Here is a 17,016-nt window from a genome sequence, read left to right on the forward strand (position 1 = left end):
CAACTATAAAAAATGATAGAAAAAATTCAACTCAACAACATTTTATTTTTAGACATTGAAACCGTTCCGCAATTCGATTCTTATATGGGAATGGATGAAGAAACCAAAAAGCTTTGGGAAAACAAAACTCAATACCAACGTCGCGATGAGGTTACCGCTGAAGATTTTTATGAACGAGCAGGAATTTGGGCCGAATTTGGAAAAATCATTTGTATTTCGGTTGGATATTTTACAAACAAAGCAGACATTAGAAATTTTAGAACGACAAGTTTTTGGGGTGAAGAAAAGAAAATATTACAAGATTTTACTAATTTATTAAACCAATATTTTAATGGCGCGGCTCATGTTTTATGCGGACATAATGCTAAAGAATTTGACATTCCATTTATTGCGCGTCGCATGATTATTCATGGAGTTGCGTTACCTGATAAGTTAAATTTATTTGGTAAAAAACCTTGGGAAGTTCCACATTTAGATACTTTAGAATTGTGGAAATTTGGCGACTACAAACATTTTACTTCATTACGCTTACTAACAAAAATATTAGACATTCCATCGCCTAAAGACGATATTGATGGCAGTGAAGTAGCACGAGTATTTTATATTGAAAAGGACATAGATAGAATTATCACCTATTGCGAAAAAGATGTTATCGCTGTTGCTCAAATCTTTCTGCGTTTTCGTAGAGATGATATTTTAATCGAAGACGAAATCACGCATGTTTAAACATATCTATTTCTTGAATGTTATAATATGAACTGAACTTTGTCAGTTCGAGCGGAGTCGAGAACACACAAAAAAATGAAGTTATATTATGTTTATATATTAAAATGTTCAGATGAAATCTATTATGTTGGTTTTAGATCTAATTTAGAACAACGAGTTATGCAACATAATATAGGAACTGATTCAGATTCATATACATTTAAAAGAAGACCAGTTGAATTATTTTGGTATCAAGATTTTGTTGAACCTTATCAAGCTATTTATTTTGAAAAGAAAATAAAAAAATGGAGTAAAGCTAAAAAGGAAGCATTAATAAATGATAACTTTGATTTGTTACCTTTGCTTTCAGAGTGTAAAAATGAAACACACTTTAAAAATAAGGCTCTCGACTCCGCTCGACCTGACAAATAAGTGAAATGAAAGAGTCTTTGTGTCACTTCAAGCGGACTCGAATATTTTAAATAAATATTAATATAAAAAGGCTTTAATCAAGTATTTAATTACTTTGAGCTAAGTCAAGAAAGGAAATTATGGTTTTAAGCAGATTTTGGTTCGTTATATTCGTTTGTTCTATCACTTTTGTAATTGCAGGATTGTTTACCAATCAGTATTATTCCATCGATTATGTATTAAATGGTAAACAAGGCGAACCTCTTTTAATAAATGAAAAATACTTAAACGAAATTCCAAAGTTTGTTCAGGATAGTCTAAAAGTTTCAGAAAATAACGAGTTTGTTTTAAATAAAGTTACTTCTGATGCTGATACTACTTATGTTTACAACAAACAAACGGTAAAAATTTATAGTGGAACTCAAAAAGCCGATGGTTTATTACCCATGGCAAAAAGTAGTTTACTCGATTTAATTCTTCCGTTAATTGCCTATTTAGCTTTTTTCTGTGGTATTATGGAATTATTGATTATTTCTGGGGCTTCCGAAAAATTAGCAGGTTATCTAAGTCCAGCATTTGCTAAGATTTTTCCTTCTATTCCTAAAAATCACGAATCGATTTCATACATGACGTTAAATTTTGCGGCCAACTTTTTAGGGTTGGATTCTGCGGCAACCCCATTCGGATTAAAAGCCATGGAAAAACTGCAAGAAATAAATCCAAGTAAAGATAAAGCCAGCGATGCGCAAATTATGTTTATGTGTTTGCATGCTGCCGGTTTAACGTTAATTCCAACGTCAATTATTGGTTATCGTGCCGCAGAAAATGCTGCGAATCCAGCCGATGTAATGTTGCCATGTATTATTACGTCTTTTGTAGGAACAATTGCAGCTTTTATTTTAGTAGGAATTAAACAACGCATCAATTTTAAAAGTGCTTCGTTATTAGTCGGGTTAATGTCTTTAATTGGAGCAATAATTGGTTTGTTGTTCTATGTAAATACTTTAGATTTAATTGGTAAAAACTATTTTACGGCAAATTTATCAGGTGTTTTATTATTAGCAATTATCGGATTTACGTTAGTTTTTTCGTTCATAAACGAGAAAAAATTTATTGAAAAGAATACTAATTTATTCGACACTTTTGTTGTTGGTGCAAATAACGGATTAAAAACTGGAGCCATGATTTTTCCTTATGTAATGGGAATGTTAGTAGCAATTTCATTGTTTAGAAACAGTGGTTTATTCGAATTAATCAGTCACGGAATGGCGTTTGTATTTTCACATTTAGGTGTTCACAAAGAAATTATCGATTCGTTACCAGTTGCGATGTTACGTCCTTTTGCATCGAGTGGTTCGCGCGGATTCATGATTGATGCGATGCGCGTTTACGGACCCGATTCTTTTGCCGGGCGTTTAAGTTGTATTTTCCAGTGTAGTGCCGAAACCACATTTTATGTTATTGCGGTTTACTTTGGTTCTGTAAATATTAAAGACACTCGTTACACACTTTGGATGATGTTATTAGTGGATTTAATTTGTGTGTTGACTGCAATTTTTGTGGCAAGTTGGTTTTTTTAAGAGATGAAAAATTTTATAGTAATAATAATTTCTATTTTTCTTTTTTCTTGTGAAAAGGAAGTAAAAATTTCTCTAAAAGGTGAGTGGACTTTAGATAGTATAATAGATTATGGAGATAGGAAAGATCATTTATTTGCTGAAGATGAATTTGATGATATCGCAAATTTTAAAATTCTAAATGATTCGATAATTGAATTTAAATCAGGTTTCTTTGATTATTTAGAACTTACAAATAGAATTGATAAATCTTCTTCAAGCGCATTGTATTATTTAGGAACTCAAACTAAATATAGCTTAAAGGATTCTTTGCTTATTTTTTATAATAAAAATGATAATAAAAAAGACACAATTAGAATTTTAAAATCTGATGTTGACAAAATATCAATTCAATTAAAGAATAAAGTTACTTTAAATTTAAAAAAAATTAATAATAAATATTTTAATAGTACAAAATATGATGCAGTTGTTGTAGATAGAAGTCCTTGTTTAGGTTATTGTCCTTTTAATTTCACATATATTGATAGACAAGGAAATTTTTATTTTAAAAACAAAGGTTATAATACTATTGACGGTAATATTGCAACTAAAGTTTCACAAGATAAAGTTGATTATTATTTTAACATTTTTGATAAAATTGACATAGAAAAGTTTGAAAAGACATATCAATTATCAGCTACAGACGGGCAATCAAATACTATTTCCTTTTTTAAAAATGGGAAAGTTGTAAAAACTATTTCAACATATTTAACTTCACCAATAGAGTTAAAAACAGTTATAAATGAACTAAGTTATGCATATCAATTCATGCTAGACGAGATTAAATATTATTCAGTCTTGGGAGATGATTATTTATTTGGAATGCAGTTTGAAAATAGCAATTTGAGGTTGCTAGATTCCGAATCAGATTTTCTTGAAGTTTCATTGAGTATGGGTAAAGAAGTTGAAATCTTCTTTGAACCCAAATATGAGATGCAAGTAAAAGCTTTTTATAGTGAAGGGCCTTTTAAAAAAATATTAACTGATGGTAGGTATTATAAATTTATAAAGAAAGATGATTCATCATTTACAATTGATTTAGGTTATAACTTTATTGAAATAAATCCAATTTTAAAAGAAGATAGATATAATTAGATATACCAAATAACCACAGAAATTTTTCATCAAAAAATTCAGAATACTTACCTTTACAACACTTAAAAAAACGAACACACAATGGATTTTATATATCAAGATCCGTATCCGATTTTAAAAGACGATACGCAATACAAAAAATTAACTTCTGATTACGTTACAGTTGAAAAATTAGGCGATAGAGAAATTTTAGTAGTAGACCCAAAAGGTTTAGAATTACTAGCCGAAGAAGCCATGTTTGACGTTTCTTTTATGCTTCGCACAAAACACTTACAAAGTTTACATAACATTTTAAATGATCCTGAAGCAACAGATAACGACCGATTTGTTGCTTACAATTTATTGCAAAATGCAAAAGTAGCTATCGACAAACAATTACCTTCTTGTCAAGATACAGGAACGGCAATCGTGATGGCAAAAAAAGGAGAAAATGTCTACACAGGCGCTGATGATGCAGAATATTTATCGCGTGGTGTTTTTAATACGTACCAAAAAAGAAATTTACGTTATTCTCAAATTGTACCGATTAGTATGTTTGAGGAGAAAAATTCGGGTTCAAACTTACCAGCTCAAATTGATATCTATGCGAAAAAAGGAAATTCATACGAGTTTTTATTCTTAGCAAAAGGTGGTGGATCGGCGAATAAAACGTTTTTGTACCAACAAACAAAATCGTTGTTGAATGAAAAATCAATGACGGAATTCATCAAAGCTAAAATTAAAGATTTAGGAACGTCGGCTTGTCCGCCTTATCACTTGGCTTTGGTAATTGGAGGAACTTCTGCGGAAGCAAATTTAGCAGCTGTTAAAAAAGCATCAGCAGGATATTATGATAATTTACCAACATCTGGAAACATGGCAGGTCAAGCTTTCCGCGATTTAGAATGGGAAGCAAAAGTGCAACAAATTTGTCACGAAAGTGGAATAGGAGCGCAATTTGGTGGAAAATATTTTGTGCATGATGTTCGAGTAATTCGTTTACCACGCCACGCAGCTTCTTGTCCTGTAGGATTAGGTGTTTCATGTTCAGCAGATAGAAATATCAAAGGAAAAATAACTAAAGATGGAATTTTCTTAGAACAATTGGAAACCAATCCAGCTCAGTTTTTACCAGAAGTAGCGCCACATTTGGAAGATCCTGTAATTGTGGATTTAAATCGTCCGATGGCTGATATTTTAGCAGAACTTTCTAAATATCCTATTAAGACACGTTTAAAACTAAACGGAACAGTAATCGTTGCTCGTGATATTGCACACGCTAAGATTAAAGAAATGTTAGATGCTGGGCAACCTATGCCAGAATATTTCAAAAACCACCCAGTTTATTATGCAGGACCTGCAAAAACCCCAGAAGGAATGCCTTCAGGAAGTTTTGGACCAACTACTGCGGGTCGTATGGATGTTTATGTAGATGAATTTCAAGCTGCAGGCGGAAGTATGGTAATGTTAGCCAAAGGAAACCGTTCGAAACAAGTTGCAGATGCTTGTGCTAAGTATGGCGGATTTTATTTAGGTTCTATTGGCGGACCAGCAGCTATTTTAGCAAAAGAGAATATTCTTTCGGTTGAAGTAGTCGATTTCCCTGAATTAGGAATGGAAGCCGTTCGTAAAATTGAAGTGAAAGATTTCCCTGCGTTCATTATTACCGATGATAAAGGAAATGATTTCTTCGCTAATTTAAAATAACTTAAAATGAATAAACTAAAATTTATATTTATAGTTAGTGTTTTTTCCTTGAATTGTTTTAGTCAAAATAAATTTTTGAAAAACAATTCTGAATCAGAAGAGTTGTCTAGAAATGTTTCAGAGCTTTTTAGTCAAAATAAGATTTCAAATGGCATTAATAATTTGTCTGAATATTGGCCTCTACCAAAAAATGAATTAGATGCTTTAGAAGAAAAGACTATTAAATATTTAAATTTAATAGAATCTAGATTTGGAAAATCAATTGGTTATTTAAAAGTAAATGAAGAGAAAATAGCGGATATTGCAATTAGAGAAACATATTTAGTTAGATATTCAATGAGTGCTATTAGACTAAAGTTTACTTATTATAAATCAACTAAAGGATGGATTCTTAATGCTTTTGAATGGGACGATTCATTTACTGAAGAATTTAAAAATAATTAATTAAAAAAACCTGCAAAATTTTGCAGGTTTTTTTAATAACCATTTACCGAAATGTCATAACAATTGTTTGTACTTAAATTAATTTTTAATTTAAAGTAACAATGACCACCATCTTTAGTATTTGTTATATAATATTTAAAAAAATCTTTGGCAATTCCTGAACAAGCACAGTTTACCCAAACTTGAACTTCTCCTTTTTTGTTAAGTGTTGCAATACATTGTTTGGAATAATTATTTGTATGTTCCATTCCTTCAAAATATTTTGTTTCATTCAGGCATTTAAGAAGTGTTGAATCAATTTTAAGTAAATCATTTTCAGTTAAATCATAAGGAATAGCTGTTTCTTCAAAATGATTATAATTCTTTGATTTATCAAACGTAAAAGTTGTATATGTTGGGAATTTTTTAAAATCAATTTTTGAATTCGAATTAATTTTTGAATTTATAATTTCATATTTTTCATATTCTTCGATAGATTCAATAAAATTATTTATTATTAAACCATTGAAATTGAAATCACCAGAACAAAACAGAGAATCATTAATCAACTTAAACGTACCTTTTAAAGTTTCATTTTTAATTGAATCAAATTCATAAATTCTTTTGAAAACGTATGTGCTATCACTGTAAAGCCTTAAATCAATTTTCATATTAAAAGACTTTATTTCAGCTTGAACCAATTCCGTTTTTTGTTTACAACTAAACAAGAAAAGTATTAAGAAGAAACTAAAAATTCTAATCATAAAAAATTTTTAAAAGTAATTCTATAAAATTCCTACGGATTGACAAACTAAACTTAAAAACTGACCACTGATTACTGAATTATTCCACATACAACACCAATCCTTTTAAATAATGTCCTTCTGGATGGTAAATATTGGTTGGATGATCTGGACCTTGTTCTAATTTGTGTAGCACACGAATATTTCTTCCAGTTTCAATTGCTGCTGCGGCTACAGTATTGTAAAACAATACATCATCGATTACTTGCGAACAAGAAAACGTGAATAAAATTCCTTTTGGTGCTAAAGCTTTTAATCCGGCAATATTTAAGCGTTTGTATGCTTGTGTGGCGGTGTGTTTGCTTTTGATGTTTTTGGCAAATGCAGGCGGATCTAAAACAATAAGATCATAAATCTGATGGTTTTCTTTCATGAAATTAAACACATCATCTGCAACTGCTTTGTGGTTTGAATTCGGGAAATTCAATTCCATATTTTGTGCGGCTAAATCAACTGCTTTTTGCGAAATATCAACAGAAGTGACTAATTCTGCTCCAGCGCTCATTGCATAAATAGAAAAACCACCTGTATAACAAAACGTATTCAATACTTTTTTACCTTTTGAAAAAGTACCTAATAATTTTCGGTTATCGCGTTGATCAAGGAAAAATCCCGTTTTTTGTCCTTCCACCCAATTCACATGAAATTGAATGTTATTTTCTTTCGCAATAGTACTTTCTTTGGTTCCAAATAAAAAATAATCGGTTCCTGTATTGGGTAAAGTGCTTGAGCTTTTACAGTAAATCGTATCGCAGTTTTTAGCAAAAGTTTTTTGAATAGCATTTGCAATTTTCTCCATTTGGAAATAAATGCCTGATGAATGTGCTTGAATTACCCAACAATTATTATAAAAATCGATGATTAATCCAGGAATGCCATCACCTTCACCATGAATCACTCGGAAAGCATCCGTTTCGTTTATATCTAATAATTTAGTTCTTAATTCCCAAGCCCATTGTAATTTTTCAACCCAAAAGTTTTCGGTAAATTGCTCTTTTCCAAAAGTCAATAATCGAACAACAATACTTCCTCTATCACTAAAAAAACCTGTGCCTAAATGTTTTTGATTATTATCGACAACATCCACTAATTGTCCGTCTTCTAGTTCTTCAGTAACGCCATATACAGCGCCACTAAAAACCCACGGATGTCTTCTTAGAATTGATTTTTCTTTACCTTGTTTTAAAATTACTTTTGGATTCATAAATTACGATATATCAATTTGAAAATGTGTCGATGTGTCAATTTTTTTTCGATGAAGAAATGATTTTATTAGTGATTTTTAGAATTTCAAAAACTTCTAATAGTAAACTTTCTGTATTTGGATAATTTTCTAATTCATTACAAAGGAATAACCAAAACTCAGTTTCTTCAGCTTCTTTCATTGCAATTTTCATCTTATGAATAAAATCTGCTTTACTTTCAGAGTTTTGAGCCTCTTTAATATTTGCGCCTATTGAAGTCCCTGATTTTAATAATTGATTTGCAATTACAAACTTTTTGTTTTCTTCTAAAGCTTCAGAATATAGAACAATCTTTTTAGCAAAATCAAACGACTTTAAAAGAATTAAATTGTCTTTGTATTTTTCTTGAAATGTTATCATGGCGTGAAAAGTTTTTATAATAAAATGTGTCAATTAATCATACAACTAATTGACACATTGGCTATTTGTCATATTGACTAATTAAGATCCATTTCAGGAATATTTCCTTCAATAATTAACGTACCTTCTGTTGCTTTTTTAACATCTTCAACAGTAACTCCTGGAGCAGTTTCTAATAATTTAAAACCTTGAGGTGTTACTTCTAAAACCGCTAATTCTGTAACGATTTTTTTTACACAACCAACACCTGTTAGAGGTAATGAACAACGTTTTAATAGTTTTGATTCTCCTGCTTTATTCACGTGCATCATCGCTACAATGATATTTTCAGCAGAAGCTACTAAATCCATAGCGCCACCCATTCCTTTTACCATTTTTCCTGGAATTTTCCAGTTGGCAATATCTCCATTTTCAGAAACTTCCATAGCTCCTAAAATTGTTAAATCTACTTTTTGAGAACGAATCATTCCGAAACTAAAAGCAGAATCGAAGAAACTTGCGCCTGGTAATGTAGTAATGGTTTGTTTTCCAGCGTTAATGATGTCTGCATCTTCTTCTCCTTCAAAAGGAAACGGACCCATGCCTAAAACACCATTTTCCGATTGAAATTCTACTGAAATATCTTCACGAACAAAGTTCGCAACCAATGTAGGAATACCGATTCCTAAATTTACGTAGTAACCGTCTTTTACTTCTTTAGCAATTCGTTTTGCTATATCTTCTTTTGTTAACATGTCTAATAATTTGTCAATTAATTAATAATTCTCGATACATTTTTTGTTTCGTAATTCTCTACAAAAAACACTCGAATTGACGTTTTTACTGAATACTAAAAACTGAAAACTGATTACTTTTTTCGAACTGTTCGTTGCTCAATTCTTTTTTCAAATTTCTCCCCTTGGAAAATTCTATTTACCATAATTCCTGGAATATGAATTTCGTTTGGATCTAAAGTTCCTGCAGGAACTAATTCTTCAACTTCTGCTATTGTAATTTTTCCAGCTCCTGCCATAGGCGCATTAAAATTACGTGCTGTTCCTTTGAAAATTAAATTTCCTGCTTCATCACCTTTCCATGCTTTTACAATTGCGAAATCAGCTTTAAAAGCATGTTCTAAAATGTGCATTTTTCCATTGAATTCTCGAACTTCTTTTCCTTCAGCAACTTCAGTTCCGTAACCAGCAGGAGTAAAGAAGGCTGGGATTCCAGCTTGTGCAGCGCGACATTTTTCGGCTAATGTTCCTTGAGGTGTTAGTTCCACTTCTAATTCACCAGAAAGCATTTGGCGTTCGAACTCAGCATTTTCTCCTACATAAGAAGAAATCATTTTTTTAATTTGTCTTTTCTGTAATAATAAACCAAGTCCGAAATCATCAACACCTGCATTGTTTGAGATGCAAGTTAGGTTGTTAACATTCATACGCACTAGCTCGGCAATACTATTTTCAGGAATACCACAAAGTCCGAAACCACCCAACATGATGGTCATTCCGCTTTCAATTCCTTGAAGCGCTTCCTGCACGGTATTAACTTTTCTAGAAATCATAATTATTATTTAGTTTGTTGTTTTTTTAATTTCAAAAGTCGAATTCTTCAATCCCAGGTTCCTCAATACTTGTTGAGTCTACAACTTTTTTATTACAATCTACACGTATTGATAAATCTTTAGGTCTTTCAAAAGCTTCTTTAGATACAGATAAATCTTTGTCTTTATAACATTTATCCATAAAAAGCCCCCAAATAGGTAATGCCATACAAGCGCCTTGACCAAATTGTGTTTGTCTAAAATGAGCCGAACGATCTTCATTTCCTACCCAAATCCCAGTAGCTAGGTTAGGGACCATTCCCATAAACCATCCATCGGAATTGTTTTGAGAAGTTCCAGTTTTTCCAGCAATTGGATTGGAAAACTTATAATCATACTGCGTTAAACCGCTAACACCACCCCATTGTAAACGTTGACCTGTACCACTTTGTGTAACACCTTCTAAAAGTTTTATAATGGCATAGGCAACGTCTTGATTCATTACGTCTTTGCTTTCTGGAATAATTTGCTCCAAAACAATACCATTTTTATCCTCAATGCGTGTAATGAAAGTTGGCTTAATATAAACACCTTTATTTGCATAAGTACTAAATGCTCCTACCATTTGTTCTACGGTAATATCAACCGCTCCTAATGCAATTGCAGGTTGTTCAGGAATTTCAGAAGTTACTCCTAAATCTCTAGCCATATTGATAACAGCTTTTGGACCTATTCTATCCATTAATTTAGCTGACACTGGGTTTAATGAATTTGCTAAACCTTGACTCAAAGTTACCATTCCTTTATATTTTCCATCGGAGTTTGTTGGAGACCAAGCAGCTGAAATACCCCATTTCCCTTTTGGCATGGTAAAAGGACCATCAATAATAGTGTCACAAGGTGACATGCCTAATTGTTCTATGGCTGTAGCGTAAACAAAGGGTTTAAAAGTAGAACCAACTTGACGTGCTCCTTGACCTACGTGATCATATTGAAAATACTTTTGATTGATACCACCAACCCAAACTTTTATATGTCCAGTTTGAGGTTCCATTGCCATCATACCAGTTTGTAAAAAATGCTTGTAATAACGAATAGAATCCAGAGGAGTCATTAGAGTGTCTTTTTCGCCTTTCCAGCTGAAGACTTTCATTTTTCGTTTTACATCGAATGATTTTATAATTTCTTCTTCTGATTTCCCTTCCTCTTTCATTAAACGCCATCTTTCAGAAGACTTCATACCACGTTTTAATATTCTGTCCGTTTCTTCATTAGAAATGTTTATGAAAGGCGCATTTTTTTTCCCTTTCGATAAATCAAAAAATTTCTTTTGAAGTATCGTCAAATGTTGTTCCACAGCTTCTTCTGCATATTGTTGCATTTTAGAGTCTATAGTTACATATATTTTTAATCCATCACGATAAATATCATATTCAGTACCATCTTCTTTAGGGTGATCTTTTACCCATTTTTTCATGTAGTCACGAAGATATTCTCTAAAATAGGTAGCAATACCATCGTTGTGACTTTCTGGCTTAAAGTCTAAAATAACTGGAAGTTTTTTTAACGAATCAAATTCTTTTTCGTTTATGATTTCATTTCGGACTAATTGACCTAATACAACATTTCTTCGAGTAGTAGATCGCTCTGGAAACCTATTAGGATTAAAACGAGATGGATTGGTTAACATTCCAATTATTACAGCACTTTCTTCAATTGTTAAATCTTTTTGATTTTTATTGAAATAAGTTTTTGCTGCTGAATTAATACCTATAGCATGATTAACGAAATCAACTTCGTTTAGATACATGGCTAAAATCTCTTTTTTGGTATATTGACGTTCTAAGCGAACTGCGATTACCCATTCTTTAATTTTTTGAGTTATTGCAACAATTTTATTTTTTGAGCGCTCTCCATGAAACAATAATTTGGCCAATTGCTGAGTAATAGTACTTGCTCCACCATCTCTACCTAACATAACAACAGCACGAAGCGTTCCTCTTGCATCAATACCAGAATGTTCATAAAAACGTTCGTCTTCAGTAGCTACTAAAGCATTTACAAGATTAGGAGATAAGTCTTCAAATTTAACCGGGACTCTATTTTCAGCATAAAATTTACCTAAAACTTCACCATCTGAAGAAATAATTTCTGTTGCTACGTTTGAATCAGGATTTTCAAGTTTTTCAAAACTTGGCATGTAGCCTAAAAGTCCCCAAGAGGCAAAAAGAAATAATAAAATTATAAAGGCAATTCCTCCTAAAAATAATTTCCAAAACCATTTAATGTATTTTGAAAAATCTTGATTCTCAACTTTTTTAGTAGCCATATTATTTTGTTTTTTCTATTCTAAAACCAACTTCAGTAACACCGTTTACTTTTTCAAGACCATTAATTTCTCTTGATTCTCTTAAAGCATGAACAATATCTACTTGATATTTACCTAATTTTTTAAACACAAAGTTTTCTTGATACCAAAGTTTACTTTCTTTTACATCACTAAATCCAGTTCCCATCAACGAACCATCTGCATTTGCCATTTGGTATTCTAGAGTATCTATCTTAACTTCGTTTTCTGGATTTTTAAGAGACACAATAACGAATAAATTATTAAACGGATATTCGTTGTTGTTTCTTATGTTTAAAAACAAATTGTACGGATTAATAGTATCGTTTTGTTCAAATTCGAAATGAAGTGTATCGTTTTTGGACCAAGAACCATCAAGTTCTTTATATTCATCGAAAACACGATTTTTATCGCAAGAAGCGAACAAAACAAAAAGGAAAACTATAAACCAATAATTATTGTTTTTTAGGACCATTGTTTCGGTTTTTATTTGAAGGTTTATTTCTGTTGTTATTGTTGTTTGTGTTTGTGTTAGGAGTGTTTGGTTTAGTTCCCTCACTTGTGTTAGGCTTACGCTTTTTACTTTTTCTTTTTTTCTTCGTTGGTTTGTCGAAACGATTTAAATCGTCTTGGCCTACTACATTTTGGAAGTTTTTTGGTTCATCTTTTTGAATGTCAACAACAAAATCTTCTAGTGCTTCTACTTTTTTCTTTTTTGCATTAAGTGCTAAAATCTCTTTTACTTGTTCTGTAGTTAGAACATGCCAAAATGAAGCTTGATTCTCATAACTAAACCACATTAATCCTTTGAAAATATCAACTTTTTGACAGTTAGCATTTCCTTTTTCAGTGTAAAGTTTAGTGTCTAAATCTGGAAAATCTTTTAAAGCGTCTAAATACGTGTCTAATTCATAATTTAAACAACATTTTAATTTTCCACATTGACCCGCTAATTTTTGAGGATTTAAAGAAAGCTGTTGGTATCTCGCTGCAGAAGTGTTTACACTTCTAAAATCGGTTAACCATGTTGAGCAACACAGTTCGCGTCCACAAGATCCAATTCCGCCTAAACGAGCAGCTTCCTGACGGAAACCAACTTGTTTCATTTCAATACGAATACTAAATTCTCTTGCGAAATCTTTAATTAGTTGACGAAAATCAACACGATCATTTGCAGTATAGTAGAAAGTTGCCTTAGACCCATCACCTTGAAATTCCACATCAGAAATTTTCATTTCAAGATTTAAAGCAATAGCAAGCTCTCGAGCTCTCATGCGAACAGGTTCTTCTTTTTTTCTGGCTTCGCTCCAAATATCAATATCCTTTTGAGAAGCTTTACGGTAGACTTTTGGAAGTTCGGCGTTAAACGCAACGTTTTTCTTCTTCATTTGTACCTTGACCAATTCACCAGCCAATGAAACAATACCAACATCGTGTCCTGGTGAGGTTTCAGTTGCAACGATATCACCCATTGAAAGCGAAAGTTTCTCAGTATTTCGATAAAAGTCTTTTCTTCCGTTTTTAAAACGGATTTCAACGACATCGAACTGTTCTTGACCTTGAGGTAAACTCATATTAGACAACCAATCGAATACTGTTAATTTATTGCAGCTTCCGGTGCCACAAGAACCTTTATTATTACATCCTTTTGGAACTCCATCTTGAGTTCCAGTGGAACAATTATTACATGCCATAATTCTTATATGTTGATCGTTCTTTCGAACTACTTGTCAAAAGTGTGTTTTGAGTGTAAAGATAATACAAATTTGTTAATGCTTAGAAAAGAAAAACCTGCTTTCATTAATAACGAAAACAGGTTGTAAAAATTATTTTTTATAACTTCTTTATGTTTCTTTAACCGAAATAATATTGACTGGACAAGCTTTTTCGGCTAATTCACAAGCTTCTACAATGGTATGATCGGGTGATTTTAGCGTATGAAATCCTTTAGTATTGACCGATTTCATCAAAACCGTTTTTCCGTCTTTTTTAGACATTTGGAATTGTTTAGGGGCAAATTCAACACAATAATTGCAACCAATACACTTATCTCGTTGTAAAGTAATGATAACCATTAAGCTTCTACAATTTTATACATTTTGTCCGACAAACGAATTCTAAATGGCAACTTAACAGTTAAACTATCACCTTTGGTTGCTTTTTCAGAAGTCTCATCATTTACCATCATATCTTCGATGACCAATTCTTGTACACCTGTTGTTGGACCTGTAATTAAAACTTTATCTCCTTTTTTAATGTCGTAAGCTTCAATTTTAAATTCAGCAATACTAGCTTTAGGAAAATAATGCATTCCTTTTCCAATGTATACTTTCTTTTGTGTGGCATTGCTTCCTGGATCTTTACTCCATTCGCCTAATTTTTGTCCTAAATAGTAACCACTCCAAAAACCTCTGTTATAAACTGTATTTAAGGCCTCCATCCATTCTGCTACTTTTTCTTGCGAAAATGTCCCATCATAGTATGAGTCAATAGCTTCTCTATAGGTTTTGATAACCGTTGCTACATATTCTGGAGCACGACCGCGACCTTCAATTTTTAAAACTTTAATTCCAGTATCAATTACTTGGTCTAAGAAATCAAGTGTACATAAATCTTTTGGCGACATCATGTATTCGTTATCGATTTCAATTTCAAAACCAGTTTCTTGATCGATAACAGTATATTTTTTACGACAATTTTGTTTGCAGGCGCCACGGTTTGCAGAAGAATTATGTGAGTGTAAACTCAAATAACATTTCCCTGAAACAGCCATACATAAAGCACCATGACCGAAAATTTCAATTTCTACTAAATTGCCACTTGGACCTTTGACTTGTTCTTTTTCAATTTGTTCAGTAATTTTTTTTACTTGTCGTAAACTTAATTCACGAGAAAGTACAATAGTATCGGCAAATAGGGCGTAAAATTTAACCGTTTCAATATTGGTTACATTAACTTGAGTAGAAATATGAACTTCCATGCCAATGCTTCTAGCTGTCATAATCACCGCTTGGTCAGAAGCAATAACTGCTGTAATATTAGCTTCTTTTGCTTTGTTTAAAAGTGTTTTTACAATCGACAAATCGTGATCGTAGATAATAGTATTTAAAGTTAAGTAAGTTCTAACGTTTTTTTCTTGGCAGCGGCGCGCTATTTCCGGTAAATCGTCTAAGACAAAATTGATAGAAGCGCGTGCACGCATATTTAATTGCTCTACACCAAAATAAACAGAATCACATCCGTTGTCTAAAGCTGCTTGTAAGGATTCAAAATTACCAGCAGGTGCCATTAATTCTATTTTTCCTGTAGTAGTCATTACTTCTTAGTGATTTTAAATAGTTTATCTGATTTTCTAATTTTAAAAGGCAACTCAATAGTGATTTTATCACCTGCTTGAGCCGTTGAATTTTCGGTTCCATTAACCAACATTTTTTCCAAAGTAAATTCAACTTCGCCTGTTGTTGGTCCTGAAATTAATAAAGAGTCACCAAGTGCAATTTCTTTATTCGAAAGTAAAAATAAGGCTACTTGCGATTTAGAATAATAATGTTCGCCATTACCAACTAAAACTTTTTTAGTAGCAATTTTTTGACGAATAGTTAAATCGTTTTCTGGTTTTGCTTTAGCTAAAGAAACATCAGATAATGCACCTGAATGTTTGAATTTTAAAGCTTCAGATTTTCCTTTTTTGAAAATTTTATTGCTGTTGCTTTGTCCTTTTCGTAAGTTAATTTGTTCCACTAATGGCATATGAATGATTTCTTGACATTCTGTAGAACAACAATGATCCATTTTGGTAGCACATTCGTCACATTGAATAAATAACAAGTGACAACCGTCGTTAGCACAATTGGTATGAGTATCGCATGGTTTTCCGCATTGGTGACATTGTGAAATGATATCGTCGGTAATTCTTTCGCCTAAACGATTATCGAAAACGAAATTTTTCCCAATGAATTTACTTTCTAAATTTTCCGCTTTTACCTGACGAGCATATTCAATTACACCACCTTCTAACTGGTATACATTTTTAAAACCTTGATGTTTGAAATAAGCTGAAGCTTTTTCGCAACGAATTCCTCCAGTGCAATACATCAATAAGTTTTTTGATTCTTTGTAGTCTTTTAGTTGGTCATTAATGATAGGTAAACTTTCACGAAATGTATCTACATCTGGAGTGATAGCGCCTTTAAAATGTCCAACTTCACTTTCATAATGGTTACGAAAATCGACTACAATGGTATTTGGATCTTCTAATAATTGATTGAATTCATTCGCTTTTAAGTGAATTCCTTTATTGGTTACATCAAAAGTAGCATCGTCTAATCCATCCGCAACGATTTTATGACGTACTTTTATGGTTAACTTTAAAAAAGAATGATCGTCTTGTTCGCGAGCCACATTTAATCGAATGCCACGCATGAAATCATATTGTTCTAAAGTATTTCTGAACGCTTCAAATTGATCGGCAGGAACACTCATTTGAGCATTAATTCCTTCATGAGCAACATAAATTCGACCAAGAGCTTCTAAAGGATTCCAAGCTAAAAATAAATCGTCGCGAAACTGTTGTGGGTTTTCAATTTTGGCATACGCATAGAACGAAAGTGTGATTCTTTCTTTTCCCGCTTCATCGATTAAACGGGCACGTTCTTCTGCGCTTAAAGTGTTGTACAGTTGCATGCTATAACTTTTAAGTGAGAAATTAATTTTGAATTTTAAATGGAAAAATTCGGTTGCAAATATACAGCTATTTTTTGAAGTAAAAAATGTAACTATTTGTAAATGAAACAACTGATTT

Annotated in this window: 17 protein-coding genes; 6 read left to right on the forward strand and 11 right to left on the reverse strand. The window is 32.1% G+C overall.

Annotated features, from left to right (window positions below; genetic code table 11):
- Positions 1–12: 12 nt before the first annotated feature.
- The 6 genes from KK2020170_RS03750 to KK2020170_RS03775 all read left to right on the forward strand — a co-directional run bounded on the left by KK2020170_RS03750 (position 13) and on the right by KK2020170_RS03775 (position 5,957).
- Positions 13–726 (forward strand): 3'-5' exonuclease, encoded by a 714-nt coding sequence (locus tag KK2020170_RS03750; protein ID WP_221259472.1) that lies wholly within the window; start codon positions 13–15, stop codon positions 724–726.
- A 75-nt stretch (positions 727–801) separates the two neighbouring features.
- Complete coding sequence (locus tag KK2020170_RS03755; RefSeq protein WP_221259473.1) at positions 802–1,137, forward strand: GIY-YIG nuclease family protein; 336 nt, start codon at positions 802–804, stop codon at positions 1,135–1,137.
- Positions 1,138–1,256: 119 nt separating this feature from the next.
- Positions 1,257–2,696: a nucleoside recognition domain-containing protein gene (locus tag KK2020170_RS03760; RefSeq protein ID WP_221259474.1), complete on the forward strand. Its 1,440-nt coding sequence runs from the start codon at positions 1,257–1,259 to the stop codon at positions 2,694–2,696.
- A 3-nt stretch (positions 2,697–2,699) separates the two neighbouring features.
- Positions 2,700–3,827: a DUF6438 domain-containing protein gene (locus KK2020170_RS03765; RefSeq protein ID WP_221259475.1), complete on the forward strand. Its 1,128-nt coding sequence runs from the start codon at positions 2,700–2,702 to the stop codon at positions 3,825–3,827.
- Positions 3,828–3,908: 81 nt separating this feature from the next.
- Positions 3,909–5,513 carry a fumarate hydratase gene (locus tag KK2020170_RS03770; protein WP_221259476.1) on the forward strand — a complete coding sequence of 535 codons (1,605 nt, stop codon included), beginning with the start codon at positions 3,909–3,911 and terminating at the stop codon, positions 5,511–5,513.
- A gap of 75 nt (positions 5,514–5,588) precedes the next feature.
- The gene (locus KK2020170_RS03775; protein WP_255567341.1) at positions 5,589–5,957 is read left to right on the forward strand and encodes a hypothetical protein; all 369 of its coding nucleotides are present in this window, start codon (positions 5,589–5,591) and stop codon (positions 5,955–5,957) included.
- A gap of 32 nt (positions 5,958–5,989) precedes the next feature.
- Here the strand turns inward: KK2020170_RS03775 and KK2020170_RS03780 are convergent, their stop codons facing one another.
- The 11 genes from KK2020170_RS03780 to trhO form a co-directional block, all read right to left on the reverse strand.
- Positions 5,990–6,700: a hypothetical protein gene (locus KK2020170_RS03780; RefSeq protein ID WP_221259478.1), complete on the reverse strand. Its 711-nt coding sequence runs from the start codon at positions 6,698–6,700 to the stop codon at positions 5,990–5,992.
- A 79-nt stretch (positions 6,701–6,779) separates the two neighbouring features.
- A complete protein-coding gene (locus KK2020170_RS03785; RefSeq protein WP_221259479.1) occupies positions 6,780–7,943 on the reverse strand; it encodes a class I SAM-dependent rRNA methyltransferase in 1,164 nt (387 codons plus the stop codon).
- A 37-nt stretch (positions 7,944–7,980) separates the two neighbouring features.
- The gene (locus KK2020170_RS03790; protein ID WP_221259480.1) at positions 7,981–8,343 is read right to left on the reverse strand and encodes a four helix bundle protein; all 363 of its coding nucleotides are present in this window, start codon (positions 8,341–8,343) and stop codon (positions 7,981–7,983) included.
- 77 nt (positions 8,344–8,420) lie between these two features.
- A complete protein-coding gene (locus KK2020170_RS03795; protein WP_221259481.1) occupies positions 8,421–9,077 on the reverse strand; it encodes a CoA transferase subunit B in 657 nt (218 codons plus the stop codon).
- 113 nt (positions 9,078–9,190) lie between these two features.
- Entirely contained in the window at positions 9,191–9,889 is a 699-nt protein-coding gene (locus tag KK2020170_RS03800; RefSeq protein ID WP_221259482.1) for a CoA transferase subunit A, read from the reverse strand.
- Positions 9,890–9,920: 31 nt separating this feature from the next.
- Positions 9,921–12,197 carry a penicillin-binding protein 1A gene (locus KK2020170_RS03805; RefSeq protein WP_221259483.1) on the reverse strand — a complete coding sequence of 759 codons (2,277 nt, stop codon included), beginning with the start codon at positions 12,195–12,197 and terminating at the stop codon, positions 9,921–9,923.
- Position 12,198: 1 nt separating this feature from the next.
- The gene (locus KK2020170_RS03810; protein ID WP_221259484.1) at positions 12,199–12,690 is read right to left on the reverse strand and encodes a gliding motility lipoprotein GldH; all 492 of its coding nucleotides are present in this window, start codon (positions 12,688–12,690) and stop codon (positions 12,199–12,201) included.
- Positions 12,671–13,909: a PSP1 domain-containing protein gene (locus tag KK2020170_RS03815; protein WP_221259485.1), complete on the reverse strand. Its 1,239-nt coding sequence runs from the start codon at positions 13,907–13,909 to the stop codon at positions 12,671–12,673. Before KK2020170_RS03815 ends, KK2020170_RS03810 begins: the two co-directional genes overlap by 20 nt.
- A 150-nt stretch (positions 13,910–14,059) precedes the next feature.
- Complete coding sequence (locus KK2020170_RS03820; RefSeq protein WP_221259486.1) at positions 14,060–14,290, reverse strand: ferredoxin; 231 nt, start codon at positions 14,288–14,290, stop codon at positions 14,060–14,062.
- Positions 14,290–15,531: a peptidase U32 family protein gene (locus tag KK2020170_RS03825; protein WP_221259487.1), complete on the reverse strand. Its 1,242-nt coding sequence runs from the start codon at positions 15,529–15,531 to the stop codon at positions 14,290–14,292. The genes KK2020170_RS03820 and KK2020170_RS03825 overlap by 1 nt, the downstream gene beginning before the upstream one ends.
- Positions 15,531–16,898 carry an oxygen-dependent tRNA uridine(34) hydroxylase TrhO gene (gene trhO / locus KK2020170_RS03830; protein WP_221259488.1) on the reverse strand — a complete coding sequence of 456 codons (1,368 nt, stop codon included), beginning with the start codon at positions 16,896–16,898 and terminating at the stop codon, positions 15,531–15,533. The genes KK2020170_RS03825 and trhO overlap by 1 nt, the downstream gene beginning before the upstream one ends.
- Positions 16,899–17,016 lie beyond the last annotated feature (118 nt).

The organism is Flavobacterium okayamense, assembly GCF_019702945.1.
GTDB lineage: Bacteria > Bacteroidota > Bacteroidia > Flavobacteriales > Flavobacteriaceae > Flavobacterium > Flavobacterium okayamense.

Bases quoted from the DNA above. Each gene is read 5' to 3' on its own strand.
- trhO (WP_221259488.1), bottom strand. From the start codon at position 16,898: ATGCAACTGTACAACACTTTAAGCGCAGAAGAACGTGCCCGTTTAATC.
- KK2020170_RS03765 (WP_221259475.1), top strand. From the start codon at position 2,700: ATGAAAAATTTTATAGTAATAATAATTTCTATTTTTCTTTTTTCTTGT.
- KK2020170_RS03770 (WP_221259476.1), top strand. From the start codon at position 3,909: ATGGATTTTATATATCAAGATCCGTATCCGATTTTAAAAGACGATACG.
- KK2020170_RS03795 (WP_221259481.1), bottom strand. From the start codon at position 9,077: ATGTTAACAAAAGAAGATATAGCAAAACGAATTGCTAAAGAAGTAAAA.
- KK2020170_RS03805 (WP_221259483.1), bottom strand. From the start codon at position 12,197: ATGGCTACTAAAAAAGTTGAGAATCAAGATTTTTCAAAATACATTAAA.
- KK2020170_RS03790 (WP_221259480.1), bottom strand. From the start codon at position 8,343: ATGATAACATTTCAAGAAAAATACAAAGACAATTTAATTCTTTTAAAG.
- KK2020170_RS03760 (WP_221259474.1), top strand. From the start codon at position 1,257: ATGGTTTTAAGCAGATTTTGGTTCGTTATATTCGTTTGTTCTATCACT.
- KK2020170_RS03780 (WP_221259478.1), bottom strand. From the start codon at position 6,700: ATGATTAGAATTTTTAGTTTCTTCTTAATACTTTTCTTGTTTAGTTGT.
- KK2020170_RS03825 (WP_221259487.1), bottom strand. From the start codon at position 15,531: ATGACTACTACAGGAAAAATAGAATTAATGGCACCTGCTGGTAATTTT.
- KK2020170_RS03815 (WP_221259485.1), bottom strand. From the start codon at position 13,909: ATGGCATGTAATAATTGTTCCACTGGAACTCAAGATGGAGTTCCAAAA.
- KK2020170_RS03810 (WP_221259484.1), bottom strand. From the start codon at position 12,690: ATGGTCCTAAAAAACAATAATTATTGGTTTATAGTTTTCCTTTTTGTT.
- KK2020170_RS03800 (WP_221259482.1), bottom strand. From the start codon at position 9,889: ATGATTTCTAGAAAAGTTAATACCGTGCAGGAAGCGCTTCAAGGAATT.
- KK2020170_RS03785 (WP_221259479.1), bottom strand. From the start codon at position 7,943: ATGAATCCAAAAGTAATTTTAAAACAAGGTAAAGAAAAATCAATTCTA.
- KK2020170_RS03820 (WP_221259486.1), bottom strand. From the start codon at position 14,290: ATGGTTATCATTACTTTACAACGAGATAAGTGTATTGGTTGCAATTAT.
- KK2020170_RS03755 (WP_221259473.1), top strand. From the start codon at position 802: ATGAAGTTATATTATGTTTATATATTAAAATGTTCAGATGAAATCTAT.
- KK2020170_RS03750 (WP_221259472.1), top strand. From the start codon at position 13: ATGATAGAAAAAATTCAACTCAACAACATTTTATTTTTAGACATTGAA.